Consider the following 12,875-nt stretch of genomic DNA (forward strand, 5'->3'; position numbering starts at 1 on the left):
TAGCTATTCCTCTTCGTAGCGTGCAAGGGCCTTGGCTGTTGTCTCCTTCATTCGTGAGATCAGCCGGGAGCCTTGGACGACCTTGACACGTTTGCCCAGGAAACGGATTTTGGATAACACATATTCACATTCGTCTGCCTGGAAAGTGAGTGTAATACGATAGGTATCTGCTTCCTGAACATATTCGACCTCTTTTTCAAAGCAGGAAAAAGCATATAAAATACGAGACATTTCACCGTTATATACAGGAACAATTTCGATGATGCCCTGTTCCTTGCGCGACTCCAGTATACCGAGTATACGTTGGGTGAATTTATCGGCCTCTTCGGGTAGAAGCTCATCTTCCGTGATGTTCACGATATTAGATAGCTTGGTAGACATGAGCGCGCGGTGTCTGCGATTATACCACAGCAGGCTCCATTCTTTTTTGACCATGGAAAACTCCAGCTTATATGGAAAACCGGACATTCGCTCATGCAAGCGTCCGTTGCGCAGTTTGTAGGTCACACAGATGCCAGAACGGGATCGCAGAATGGAACGCAATTCACGCAAGAGTGGATGGTATACCGAGACAGCAGGGATACCTGCCTTTTCCCGCAAACTTCCATCGGCCTCCAGCGGCTCGTCGTCTGCAAGTAATTGCCGAAGCTTATCAAGTGTAGCCGGGGTAAAACCCTCTGTCGCTGCCGAGTCTGCAAGCATAGATTTGAGCCAAATTCTTTCCTGTGATGTGGTAGCAAAAGCGCCCGATTCATCCAGCCGTGAGACGATCTGGTAGTTAAATATTTTCTCGAACAGGCTCATAATAGGCTTGCAGCTCCTTCCATTCCTGTCTGAATTCCTTCCGTAGCCGCTGAGGCTCCAATACCTCACAGCTTGATCCGAAGCTGCGAATCCACGGTTTAATCTCAGTGATTCCATTCACTGTGATTTCATAGATAAAGGATTCACTTTCCTCCTCCGCGATCGTACCCCATTGTCCCTGTGACAGCACACGTTCCCGAATAAAGTTGCGCTTCGCGCCCTCAGGATTGAAAAAACGTACCCGCACCTTCACAGGACGACCCGTATCAACAAGCCAGCTGTACCGCATTTTTTCTTCCAACACCGCTAGCAGATCGGCATGAAACTGCTCTGGTACAGGCTTGCCCTCCACCAATTGAGTCATGCCCTCCATACGAAACTTCATGATTCCTTTACCGCCTACATGACCCAGAATATACCAACGTCCATATTGATGATCATAGATGACTTGTAGGGGCAGAATGGTGTGTTCACGGCCGTCGGTCTCTTTTTCAAACAGCGGGTTTGTGTTTTGTGACCCGTACATGCTTCGTTTGGACGTCGAAAAATATAAAAAAGTTACACAGCGGCGTTGCCGAATGGCGTGTAGAAGCGGATGAATATGGGCTTCGTCCAGAATGCGTGAATAATAGTGGTATTTATATAAAAAAGGTTCGGCCATCTCCCGATCTCCGAGCTGACGGCGCATGGCTTTTTTAAGATGATCTCGCAGCAGATATCCCTGTACAGAGGGGAGCTGGGTGTTGGCCATAATGTCTACAAAATCATATAAGTCCAGCAGCTCCTCGTCCGTCAGTTCTGTCACCAGATCGTTGCGGACAGCATAGCGGTAAGGTCTGCCGCCGGGTTCCTTGCGAACGACGCCGACTTCAACCAGATATTTCAGATCGGAACGAATCGTTTTCTCATCCGGTAGTGAACTGTCGGAAGGCAGCCCGTTGCAGCAAGCATCCAATAGTTCCATGGTGGTCATAGGCTGTGACTGTAGCGCTGTCAGCAGAAGGGATAAGCGGACGCTTTCCGATTCCTTGAGCGATTTGGCCCGAAACAGAAATAACAATAATGGATCAGCCGATTCGTAATAATTAAAGCGCAGCATCTCATTAAAATCATGTCCGTGTTCCGCAGGCAACTGCTGTTGTACCGATTGGACAATTTCCTTGAGACGCCGGATTGTTTTATCAAAGGTATGTACCGAAATGCCCAGTCTATCTGCGAATTGCTGCCGATTATAGGCGCCGCTTGTTAATGTGAGCATACGCAGGAATTGAATTTCTTTATCAAAACTTTCTCTCGCCATGATGCATTCCCCGTTTCTGTTGCCGTTCTCCGAAAGCAAGTATCCCTTTATTCTAACAGGGAAGGGATGTAGGAAAAAGGGAAATTATTCATCCTTGTAATACTTTCACCATGTTCATGACTTCCAAAATAAAGCATCATAGGAGTATAAGATAGCACGATGAAATAAGAAGCAATACATAACAGAAGGGTGATGCAACATGTTTGGACGACGCAAAAATGAAGTGTTATATCCATGGGTAGGTAAGCTTTCGATTTATGAAACGATTAAGCAGGGACTGGACCCTCAGGGCAGGCTTACGGATGATCATTTACCAGATGATGAAGAATATTGGGCAGGTCACACGATGCGTTGGGTGGCAGGAGGATTGGATGGAGCATTTGGGCATCATGGCGCTGTCGGAGATGGAGAGACTGACAAAATTAAGGATCTGGCGCAGTTGTTGTCCAGACAATGCCGCAAGCCAGGGATGAAGACGAGACGTGAGACGTATGTACGCTTGATGGAGGAAAATGCGCTCAGCCTGATTGATCCGCTGCTAGATGCGGTGCGCGAGCATCCAGCAATTCAGCCGGATCGATTGTATGAGGAAGCACGTTGGCTGGCTGAACACGGAGCACATCGCAATGTGGTGAAGGTCGGTATTGCGCTGCTTGGATTACTGGAGACGGATCAGCACCACGAACTTATTTTAACACTAGCCAAGCATGATGAATTCACGCTATATGCAGCTGTAGCTATCCGTAATATTTCGGAGCAGGCCAACGAACAATTGTATAATTTAGCCTCACAGGTACATGGCTGGGGACGTATTCACGTAGTAGAACGGCTGGAGCCTGCGCGGCAGGAAATACGTGACTGGTTATTAAGGGAAGGATTCCGCAACAATGTCATGTATGAGTATCTTGCTTATGAGTGTGCTCATAAAGGCGAACTGCATACAGCCATCGCTGTACCGCACATTGATCAGGAGTTGTTTGACGGGGCGGGTGATATTCTATCGGCTTTGCTGGCAGCAGGCGGACCTGCGGAAAGTATAGACGATTATGAGCATGCCACTATGGTCATAGGCAACTACCTTCGCCATGCTAAGACCATGTGTACGACTGTGAAGCATTTTACGATCATCATGGATATTGCGGATTTTCTCGATGAAGAAGACGATTCATGGGAGGCACGTTATGAGCATGAATGGACGCCGGAATTACGTAAACGTTACGCGTCAATATGCCAGCAGATGATGGACGATCCGCAGTGGGTGAAGCCAGTAGAGCAGGAACTGCAGTATGCAGATTCACCGCATCTCCACTGCGCCATTCGCGTAGCTCGAATGCTAGCACTAGATGTATGGCCCGTGCTATTTGATCAATTAAGTAAATATCCAGTCAAGCCTAATCTATACTTTGAACTCATCAAGACAGAGGATGAACAGCGGGCTCGTAAGCTGGTGGCTTTTGCAGAAAAGCACTTGCCTCTGGAAGAAATTGCTTCTGGTCCTGCTGATGTGCCGGGCTTTGGACCGGAGTATGAAGCGCATCAATGTCTGGGTATTTTGCTTCAGCTATTGTCTTCTTACGAAGGAATGGGACAAGAGCTAGTTGCTGCCGGACTTTGGAGTCCGGTGATCTCCAATCGTCATGCAGCACTTCATGTACTCAAGGAATGGCCTTCTGAGATGTGGGGAGAGGAAACGACAGAGCGTCTTCGCCGCTTATCGATAGATGAAACGGAGGAGTCGATTAGAGAACAGATTCGGGAAATACTTTAATGATAAGGGAGGGAACAACATGACGGATATGAAGCATGGGCAGGGTTTCATTCAACCGGAAATGCGTGAGACGATTTTGCGTGAGCTGCGCGCGTTGGAGCAAGCGGAGCAGGTGCGCATTGTATACGCCTGTGAATCAGGTAGTCGGGCGTGGGGGTTTCCTTCACAGGACAGTGACTATGATGTACGATTTATCTATGTAAGACCCATAGAATGGTATTTATCTATTTTTGATAAGCGGGATGTGATTGAACGGCCAATCAGCGATTTGCTGGATATAAACGGCTGGGATTTAAAAAAGGCGCTCCAATTGTTTCGCAAATCCAATCCGCCTTTGCTGGAATGGCTGCAATCTCCGATTTCCTATCTGGAGCAATATGCAGTGGCTGATCAGATTCGTGCGATCTCGCCGTTAACCTTCTCTCCGAAGTCCTGCATGTACCATTATCTGAATATGGCGCGGGGAAATTATCGGGATTATTTGCAGGGAGAACAGGTGAAGATTAAAAAGTATTTTTACGTGCTGCGCCCGTTGCTGGCCTGTAGCTGGATTGAACGTCACAACAGCATGCCTCCAATGGAATTCGTAGAATTGCTAGAGGAACTCATTCCGGCACATACCGAACTTTATCAGGTGATCGAACATTTGCTTGATCGTAAAAAAGCGGGCGAGGAGCTGGATGTGGAGCCACAGCTTTCGGTGGTGAATGATTTTATCCAGCAGCAAATTGCTTATTTTGAACAAAAGGCGCCCTTGCTTCAGCATATGGAGAGTGGACGTGATCAGCAGTTGGATGATATGTTCCGCGCTGCGGTGAATGAAGTATGGAAAGTATAAGCTGGGAAGGAGAAGTAGAGTATGCACATCACGCTAAAAGCAACCGGAAACAATGCTGGGATGATTTCGCACTTGCTTGCCAAAAATCCCTACAATACGTATGATCGCACGGAAAAGGGTGCGCGTGTACGCATGGTGTACACCGTGTTTACCGAGGAAGAGGCAGAAATCGTCATTCAGGCTTCGCCAGATTCGATAGATTTGGTCAAAAACAGTCCAGATAGCTATGATATTACACAATATATTAATGACCGGGAGTTTGTAACCAGCAGCTTATTTTGCACCTATATTCGTGGCTCGCTTGGTACGGCACTGAACGGCAAACCCAAAGAAGAGTATGCAGAATGGGTGACGCATCCTTTCGCGCTGGAGTTATCGTTTGGGCCTGTTGCTTCGGATTTACCGGATTCTGTGGTGGAGGGACTATTTGCTCCGCTGGGCTATCAAGTGGACATAGAACGAGGGGAAGCAGACTATTCTTTTCAGCTGAAAAATCGAAGCACTGTCAGATATGTCACGTTAAGTGGCCATCAGACGGTGCAGTATGCGCTACGTCAGTTATTGCTGTTGATTCCGGTGTTGGATAACTATAAGCACTACTATATCAGTGAAGAAGAGTTTGACAAGCTGAGACGTTACGGTGAAGGCTGGCTGTCAGCGCATCCGCTACGCGAGCTTATCATTCGACGCACGCTTCGTTTTACCAATCTGATTGAGCAATTTGAGCAATCTGATTGTGATGAAATAGGTATTAAAAAACATATTGAAAAGGATACTGTCCAAGCTCAAAAGGATAAGCACGAACAGATTCAACAGCCAGAACAGCCACATGAGGAAGGGAAGCAACAGCCTACAGTACGGCTAAATGAGCTGCGGTATCAAGCTATTATGGACGTAATTCGCAAGCTGCCTCGCAGACAGAAAATCGTAGATTTGGGTTCAGGGGAAGGGAAGCTATCGGCTCGGATGGCCCGAATGACGGGCGTTGAAGAGATTTGGGCGGTGGAGCCGTCTGCGTATGCACAGTTGAGAGCCGTGGAGCGTTTTAACAAGCTGGAAAGGCATGCCGATGCGATCAGTCCTACACCCATGATGGGCTCTCTCTTTTATTATGATGAACAATTGCGGGGCAAAGATGTGATGATCCTATGTGAGGTCATTGAGCATGTGAATGAGCATCGTCTGAACCGGGTGATGAAGACGATTGTGACGGAGTATCAGCCGGGCGTGCTGATCGTGACGACTCCCAATCGTGAATATAATGAAGTGTATCGTATGAATCAGCAAGAGCTGCGGCATGGCGATCACCGTTTTGAATGGAGTAGAAGCGAGTTTCAAGAACGATGTGAGCAGTGGATTGCGGAAGCTCCTTATTCGGTAGCGCTGAAGGGGATCGGAGAAGAGGCCGACGGCTTTGGACAACCGACCCAAATGGCTATATTTACGCGCAGAAAGGAGCAGAAGGAAACATGAGCAATTCATCTAAACGTACGATTCATTTACCGCATGCTGGACTGGTTGTGTTGGTGGGGGCCTCCAACAGTGGCAAAACCACATTATTGGACAGGCTGGTGAGCGAAGGGGTTCTACTGGAGACAGAAGTGGTATCCTCAGATCATTTTCGCAAGCTGGTCGGAGATACGGAATTTATAGACTGGAGTGGACTTCCAAGGCTGGAATCGGACGTACTGTTCTATGAGTATCAGCAGATGTCAGCCAAGGCCTTTGAGGCGATGGATACGATTTTGGCTATGCGCTGTCGCTTGAATAAACTAACGGTTGTGGATGCCACCCATTTGTATGCTGAGGACCGTCAAAAATATGTACAGCTGGCAGCCAAGGCGCATGTTCCTGTGATGGCCTTGGTACTGGATGTACCCGAATCTGTACTGCTGGAACGGGATTTAGGCAGGGAGCATCCGCGTGGCCGCCAACGGGTCAAGCAGCAGACACAGCTGTTAAAGCGGAACCTGCGTGGTATCCGTGAGGAAGGCTTTAACGCTTGCTATGTCCTCAAGGATGTAGAAGAAATGAACATTGTTCGCCGTGCGCAGCCACTGTTTCATGAGATTGGCTCAGGTATTGACATCATTGGTGATATCCATGGGTGCTACCGTGAGATGCTGGAAGTGATAGAGCGGCTAGGATATACGGAAGATACGGAAGGACTATACCAACATCCAGATGGCAGAAGACTAGTATCTGTCGGAGATGTGATGAGCCGTGGCCCAGAATCGTTACAAGCGGTGCAGTTCTGGAAAAAGCACGTGGATGCCGGACTAGCGTATATGATTGACAGCAATCATGGCTGGAAAATCGGCCGTTACCTCGATGGGAGAAAGGTGACTCTCAGTCATGGGGATGAACGATTTGCACAGGAACTGGCCCAATATGAACAAAAAGCGGGCAAGGCAGCAGCGGAACAGTTTAGAGGGGAGCTGAGGGATTTTCTGCTACATGCACCCTCTCATCTTATTTTTGGCAGAAATGGATTGCGACACGTGGTCGTGGCTCATGCCGGGATTAAGGATCATTTTATCGGCAAACAGTCGGCACGTATTTCTGATTATTGCCGTTATGGAGATACGGAAGGACAGGATGCAGACGGAAAACCAATCCGCAAAGATTGGTTCGTAGACCATGAATCGGGAGAAATAGTAGTATGGGGACATGATCCTAGACCGCAGCCTACCCTTGTGAATCAGACGGTGAATATTGATCAGGGTGTGGTATTTGGCGGTATGCTGACCGCTTATCGTTATCCAGAAAAGGAATTTGTCAGCGTTCCGGCACATGAGAATTATGCGAATGATCCCGATAGCCCACTTGTCCGGTGGCAGAGAAAACGGTTTTCCCCGCCGAATTTACGCAAGCTCATCGCTGGTTACAGTGTACTGACGGAATCGTATGGCGAAGTGCGCGTTCAAGGAGAATCGGTCAAAACCGCTATAGATGCCGTGTCACATGTGACAGTACCGATAGAGGAACTGGTGTATATTCCACCGACCATGAGTCCTGCTCCAGCGGTGTCTGCAGAGGAAGGTTATCTGGAGCATCCGCGTGAAGCGCTGGCTTATTATCGCGGGCAAGGGGTACAAACGATGGTGGCCGAGAAAAAACATATGGGTAGCCGGGCTATTTTGCTATTATTCAAAAACGAACAGGCCGCTGTCGAGTATGTAGGCTACCCGACATTGGGCACGATCTACAGTCGGAGCGGGAGAGCTTTCTTTGAACAAAGCCTTGGGAAGCAAGTGCTGGAAAAGCTGAATGTGGATCTACGGACTGCCGGATATTTTGAACGGAACCAGACGGATTTTGTGTTGCTGGATGCGGAAATTGTACCGTGGAATCTCAAGGCTCGGGAATTGATTGCTGCACAGTATGCGCATGTGGGTGAAGCAGCTCTGCTGGATCGCAGTAAGCTGGTAGACAAGCTGAAGCAGGCGAAGGTTGCGGGCCGAGAGGTTGGAGACTGGTTGGAGGAAATGGAACAGAAGTACGCGAATGCCGTGACGTTTCAAAAGGCTTTTCAAAAATATTGCTGGGATGTGGACGGTCTGGATGAGATTCGTATCGCACCGTTTCATACGCTGGCACACAGCGGAAAGACTTTTTTCGACCATTCTCATATTTGGCATATGGAGCAAAACCGGGAGCTGGCTGGGCTGTCTTCCCTGTTTATGGAGACAGAGTATCGCGTGATCACGGACGAAGCAAGCGAGGAAGAGGTCATTCGTTGGTGGAACGAGATGACAGAGGATGGTCATGAGGGGATTGTGATCAAGCCGGAACGCTTTTTGATGAAAAATCGGGACAAGATGATTCAGCCTGCAATCAAGGTGAGAGGCCGGAAGTATTTGCACATCATTTACGGTATGGATTATCTTGCCCCTGAGAATTTAAAGCGTCTGAAGCAGCGTCGAACGAACAAAAAGGAGCGTCATGCCCTGATGGAAGGAGCGCTTGGTATGGAAGGCGTGGAACGTTTTGTCCGCAAGGATACGGTAGATCGTATTCATGAATGCGTCCTTGCCGCACTATCTCTGGAATCAGAGCCGATTGATCCAAGATTGTAGTTTGCGAGGGAGGGATTGAGATGGAAAGGGGTACACCGTTAATTGATATTGGTGTGAACTTGATGCATCGTTCGTTTCATGCAGATCGGGAACAGGTGGTAGAGAGAGCCGCGGCTGTAGGGATTTCACCGCTGATTATTACTGGGACCAGTGTCCGCAGCAGTCGGGAAGCTTCTCAGTATGCAGCGCGTTATCCGGGCAAGCTGTATGCGACAGCTGGCGTGCATCCCCATGATGCCAAAGACTGCAGTGCAGACACGATTCAGCAGCTCCGCCAGTTGGCGGGTCAGCCGCAGGTCGTATCCATAGGGGAATGCGGATTGGACTATAACCGTGATTTTTCGCCACGTGATGTGCAGCGCCGATGGTTTGGCGAGCAAATCCAACTGGCGGGTGAGCTGAAAATGCCGTTATTTCTGCATGAACGAGATGCACATGAGGACTTTGTCGCTATGCTTCGGGAGTATCAAGGGCTTGTCGATAAAGCGGTAGTGCATTGTTTTACCGGCACGGAACAGGAATTGCGTACGTATGTAGAAATGGGACTGTATATCGGAATCACCGGCTGGATTTGCGACGAACGGCGGGGGAAGCATCTGCGTGAACTGGTCAGAGATATTCCCTTGGACCGTCTGATGATTGAAACGGATGCTCCATTTTTGACCCCGCGTAATTTGCCTGTGAAGCCTAAAGAAGGGCGTAATGAGCCCATGTATCTCGCTCACATTGCTGCTACGATAGCCGAATGTACAGGTCGAAGCATGATGGAGATCGAAATCGCGACGACGGAAACGGCTAAACGTTTCTTCGGATTATAGGATTGTCAAAGCCATAGATGTGGTATATATTATAGTGAATTAAAAAGCATTGTCGGGAGCTTGAGAAAGTCAGGCTGAGAGGGTGGCCCTTGCCACTGACCGTGAAATCTGATCTGGGTAATGCCAGCGTAGAGAAACCAAGAACACTATACAGGAATGCCGCTTTTTTTTGCGGTTGTCGATAGATTCAATGTATGTCCTAGCATTTTACCTTGATCCTGACTTGGCTGGGTATCAGTGTAGTAGTTTAGACTACTGGTTATATAAGGCATATCGACGAATGATGTTTTGTATGGTGCTTCACCTTTTACTGCGCATAAAGCTTGCCTGGAGATTCAGCTCCAGACAAGCTTTTTTTCATGGCCAAGAGGCCAACTATAAGGAAAAAGGGGAGCACGCAATAATGAATACTGCTGTAAGAGCGTCCAAAGGGTTGAAACTGACGGATATTTTGGTCACGATTGTGATCGCTGTTGTGTTCGGGTTGATCTACAAAATATGGGGACCTGCCTATGATTTGATGAAACCATTGGGTCTACACGCCGAGCAACTGATGTATGGCATGTGGTTTATGGCAGGTACGTTTGCTTATCTCATCATTCGCAAGCCGGGTGTTGCGATTTTGGCAGAGGTGGCAGCGGCAACGGTCAGTGCTTTTTTGGGAAGCGAATGGGGTATGTCCACCTTGTACTATGGCCTGCTGCAAGGCTTGGGAGCGGAGCTGTTTTTTGCGGCTTTTCTGTATCGGAACGCAAACCTGTGGGTTGCTTCGCTAGCTGCGGCTGGGGCGGCTGTCACTTCTCTGATTTTAGACTTCAGCTACGGGTATATTGATCAGCTATCGACTTGGAACTATGTTTTGTATATTGGATTTCGGATGATTGGCAGTATTGTGATTGCCGGGGTATTCGCGTTCTATCTGGCTAAGGCATTGGAGGTAACCGGAGTCACGCGAAGTTTGAGGCCTGCAACGGAACAAGATTATAAGGGGCTGGATTGATGAGCCGGGCAACCGAAGATGTGGTGGCTTCGATCACCCGGCTACGGTTGAAATTCCCCGGTGAGCAAGAGCTGCTTTTTCACAATATGTCTTTGTCTGTCCGCAAGGGGGAAAAGCTGCTGCTACTGGGACCGAGTGGATGCGGTAAATCAACACTGCTCCAAGTGTTAAGCGGTCTGATTCCACGCACGATAGAAGTGCCTATGAAATGCGATGCTGCTGTAATCCCAAGTGTCTCAGGTATTGTATTTCAAGATCCTGATACGCAGTTCTGTATGTCATATGCAGATGAGGAACTGGCTTTTGTGTTGGAAAATAATCAGGTTCCCCGGGAGCAGATGCGATCCCGTATTCGCGAGCTGCTGATACAGGTGGGTCTATCGACGGATGATATACATATGCCCATTGGCAGCATGTCACAGGGAATGAAGCAGCGGCTGGCGATTGCGTCTGTGCTGGCTATGGAGCCAGAAGTGCTTTTTCTGGATGAGCCCACGGCTTTGTTGGACGAGGAAGGCACTACACAGGTGTGGGATACCATTCGCAACATTTCGGTAGACCAGACACTGGTGATTGTGGAGCATAAAATTAATGAAATTGTCCATGATGTGGATCGGATTGTGGTGCTTTCTGCTCAAGGGGAGATCATTGCAGATGGAAGGGCCCAAGAAGTATTTCATGTGCACCGGCAGGCATTGTCCGAGTACGGCGTGTGGTATCCGGGAGTATGGAATGAAGCGTCTTCGCCACGTTGGAGTGAAGCAGTGACGCAACAGAATGGTGCGGGGACTGATGTGCTGGAGCTGGAACATTTTAGCGGCCTCCGCGGTTTAAGTTCAGTGATTTATGTGGAGCATGCGCAGGTGAAGCCTGGCGACTGGATTGGCGTGGTTGGTGAAAACGGGGCTGGCAAAAGCTCGCTACTGCTCTCCATGATGCGCTTACTTCGCACACAGGGACGTTATAGCGTGCGCGGAATTGAGGCAGGCAGTACAGAACAACTGGCAGAGCGTATCGGGTTCGCGTTTCAAAATCCCGAGCTGCAATTTGTAGCGCATACCGTACGAAAGGAACTAGAGTATTCGTTACCCAAGAGCTTGTATACCGTTGAACAGTGCCGGGAACGGGTCGATCGGATGCTCGTACAGTTCGGACTGGAGCGGCTGGACGAGCGGCATCCGTATCAGCTTTCGTTAGGCCAAAAAAGGCGGTTGAGTATTGCTACGGCTATGATTCGTGAGCCGGAAGTGCTGCTGCTCGATGAACCGACCTTTGGGCAGGATGCGCGTAATACCTTTGTCATGCTGGATATGTTGGAGCAGCTGAGAGCGGCGGGCACGGCCATTGTGATGGTCACCCATGACCCGGAAATTGTCCGTCGATATTGTACCGATACATGGCGGATTCAGAAAGGGGAACTACAGTATGAACCTGTCCTTTCCCCATCATAAAACATGGCTGCATCGCGTGAATCCGGGCCTAAAGCTCGTGATGTTTTCCATCCTGTTTGTGGTCGTTATAGTCATTCATGATCCGAATGTCATGTTTAATGTTGCGTGTGCTATGCTGTTGCTGCTTGTCTGGTCAGGCCATCCATGGAAGAGGCTGCTGCTATACGGGTCTCCCTTTATATTGGTGTTTATTTCAACTTCAACGGGCATGATGATGTTCGGCAAAGGGGTGACGACCTGGTGGACATGGGGCTTGATCCATGTGACGCAGGAAAGCTTTTACCGAGGCATGCATCTGGGCTTTCGTGCGCTGAGTATGGCTGCGGTAGGTTTGTTGTTTGGTTTAACGACTCGTCCAGTGGACCTTTTTTATTCACTGATGCAGCAATGGAAGCTCCCTCCGAAGTATGCATACAGCTTTTTGGCAGCCATGCGGTTGATGCCTATGATGGTGGAGGAATTCCAGGCATTGAGACAAGCCCACCGTATTCGAGGTTTACATCAGCATGTGTCCAAATGGAATATGTATGCCACGCTTCGCAGGTATGCGATTCCGCTACTCGCTCAAAGTATTCGGCGTGCCCAGCGCATTGCTATTGCTATGGAAGCCAAGGGTTTTACCAATGAAACCAAGCGAACGTATTATTATGCGATCGGCTATTCGGCTATAGATATTGTATTCATATTCTATTTTGTCGTCATGCTTACGCTGGCTTGGGGACTTGGGATTTGCTTTCCTTATGTAGGGGTGTGGGATGTACGTTAATTGTTGTCAAAAGGCTTTGCCCGTTTTCTGCTCTGTGGTATATTAATGCAA

At 48.8% G+C, this 12,875-nt stretch carries 10 protein-coding genes and 1 riboswitch; of the genes, 8 read left to right on the top strand and 2 right to left on the bottom strand.

Translation table 11 applies throughout. From position 1 onward, the window contains the following. Positions 1 to 3: 3 nt before the first annotated feature. Positions 4 to 804 carry a WYL domain-containing protein gene (locus tag NSS94_RS05045; RefSeq protein WP_029517596.1) on the bottom strand — a complete coding sequence of 267 codons (801 nt, stop codon included), beginning with the start codon at positions 802 to 804 and terminating at the stop codon, positions 4 to 6. Beyond that, positions 779 to 2,104, bottom strand: coding sequence for a helix-turn-helix transcriptional regulator (locus NSS94_RS05050; protein WP_029517595.1), 1,326 nt, complete (start codon positions 2,102 to 2,104; stop codon positions 779 to 781). Before NSS94_RS05050 ends, NSS94_RS05045 begins: the two co-directional genes overlap by 26 nt. A 199-nt stretch (positions 2,105 to 2,303) precedes the next feature. Between NSS94_RS05050 and NSS94_RS05055 the strand changes: the two genes are divergently transcribed. The 8 genes from NSS94_RS05055 to NSS94_RS05090 all read left to right on the top strand — a co-directional run bounded on the left by NSS94_RS05055 (position 2,304) and on the right by NSS94_RS05090 (position 12,824). Continuing rightward, a complete protein-coding gene (locus NSS94_RS05055) occupies positions 2,304 to 3,872 on the top strand; it encodes a hypothetical protein (protein ID WP_029517594.1) in 1,569 nt (522 codons plus the stop codon). A gap of 19 nt (positions 3,873 to 3,891) precedes the next feature. Continuing rightward, positions 3,892 to 4,710, top strand: coding sequence for a nucleotidyltransferase domain-containing protein (locus NSS94_RS05060; RefSeq protein WP_029517593.1), 819 nt, complete (start codon positions 3,892 to 3,894; stop codon positions 4,708 to 4,710). 21 nt (positions 4,711 to 4,731) lie between these two features. Beyond that, positions 4,732 to 6,183: a 3' terminal RNA ribose 2'-O-methyltransferase Hen1 gene (locus NSS94_RS05065; RefSeq protein WP_341038816.1), complete on the top strand. Its 1,452-nt coding sequence runs from the start codon at positions 4,732 to 4,734 to the stop codon at positions 6,181 to 6,183. Beyond that, on the top strand, positions 6,180 to 8,789 hold the full coding sequence (locus tag NSS94_RS05070; protein ID WP_341038817.1) for a polynucleotide kinase-phosphatase: 2,610 nt from the start codon (positions 6,180 to 6,182) through the stop codon (positions 8,787 to 8,789). The genes NSS94_RS05065 and NSS94_RS05070 overlap by 4 nt, the downstream gene beginning before the upstream one ends. Positions 8,790 to 8,809: 20 nt before the next feature. Further along, entirely contained in the window at positions 8,810 to 9,607 is a 798-nt protein-coding gene (locus NSS94_RS05075; protein ID WP_029517590.1) for a TatD family hydrolase, read from the top strand. Positions 9,608 to 9,650: 43 nt separating this feature from the next. Then, positions 9,651 to 9,760: riboswitch (TPP riboswitch) on the top strand. Between the two features lie 250 nt (positions 9,761 to 10,010). Further along, positions 10,011 to 10,607: an ECF transporter S component gene (locus NSS94_RS05080; protein ID WP_029517589.1), complete on the top strand. Its 597-nt coding sequence runs from the start codon at positions 10,011 to 10,013 to the stop codon at positions 10,605 to 10,607. Next, complete coding sequence (locus tag NSS94_RS05085; protein ID WP_165150005.1) at positions 10,607 to 12,058, top strand: ABC transporter ATP-binding protein; 1,452 nt, start codon at positions 10,607 to 10,609, stop codon at positions 12,056 to 12,058. The genes NSS94_RS05080 and NSS94_RS05085 overlap by 1 nt, the downstream gene beginning before the upstream one ends. After that, the gene (locus NSS94_RS05090) at positions 12,033 to 12,824 is read left to right on the top strand and encodes an energy-coupling factor transporter transmembrane component T family protein (protein WP_039272469.1); all 792 of its coding nucleotides are present in this window, start codon (positions 12,033 to 12,035) and stop codon (positions 12,822 to 12,824) included. The genes NSS94_RS05085 and NSS94_RS05090 overlap by 26 nt, the downstream gene beginning before the upstream one ends. The last annotated feature ends 51 nt before the right edge of the window (positions 12,825 to 12,875 follow it).

Origin of the sequence: Paenibacillus sp. FSL L8-0644, from assembly GCF_038008165.1 — a bacterium.
Lineage (GTDB): Bacteria > Bacillota > Bacilli > Paenibacillales > Paenibacillaceae > Paenibacillus > Paenibacillus polymyxa_D.

Excerpts from the sequence above, each read along its gene's own strand:
- NSS94_RS05085 (WP_165150005.1), top strand. The coding sequence starts at position 10,607 with ATGAGCCGGGCAACCGAAGATGTGGTGGCTTCGATCACCCGGCTACGG.
- NSS94_RS05060 (WP_029517593.1), top strand. The coding sequence starts at position 3,892 with ATGACGGATATGAAGCATGGGCAGGGTTTCATTCAACCGGAAATGCGT.
- NSS94_RS05045 (WP_029517596.1), bottom strand. The coding sequence starts at position 804 with ATGAGCCTGTTCGAGAAAATATTTAACTACCAGATCGTCTCACGGCTG.
- NSS94_RS05055 (WP_029517594.1), top strand. The coding sequence starts at position 2,304 with ATGTTTGGACGACGCAAAAATGAAGTGTTATATCCATGGGTAGGTAAG.
- NSS94_RS05080 (WP_029517589.1), top strand. The coding sequence starts at position 10,011 with ATGAATACTGCTGTAAGAGCGTCCAAAGGGTTGAAACTGACGGATATT.
- NSS94_RS05065 (WP_341038816.1), top strand. The coding sequence starts at position 4,732 with ATGCACATCACGCTAAAAGCAACCGGAAACAATGCTGGGATGATTTCG.
- NSS94_RS05075 (WP_029517590.1), top strand. The coding sequence starts at position 8,810 with ATGGAAAGGGGTACACCGTTAATTGATATTGGTGTGAACTTGATGCAT.
- NSS94_RS05050 (WP_029517595.1), bottom strand. The coding sequence starts at position 2,104 with ATGGCGAGAGAAAGTTTTGATAAAGAAATTCAATTCCTGCGTATGCTC.
- NSS94_RS05090 (WP_039272469.1), top strand. The coding sequence starts at position 12,033 with ATGAACCTGTCCTTTCCCCATCATAAAACATGGCTGCATCGCGTGAAT.
- NSS94_RS05070 (WP_341038817.1), top strand. The coding sequence starts at position 6,180 with ATGAGCAATTCATCTAAACGTACGATTCATTTACCGCATGCTGGACTG.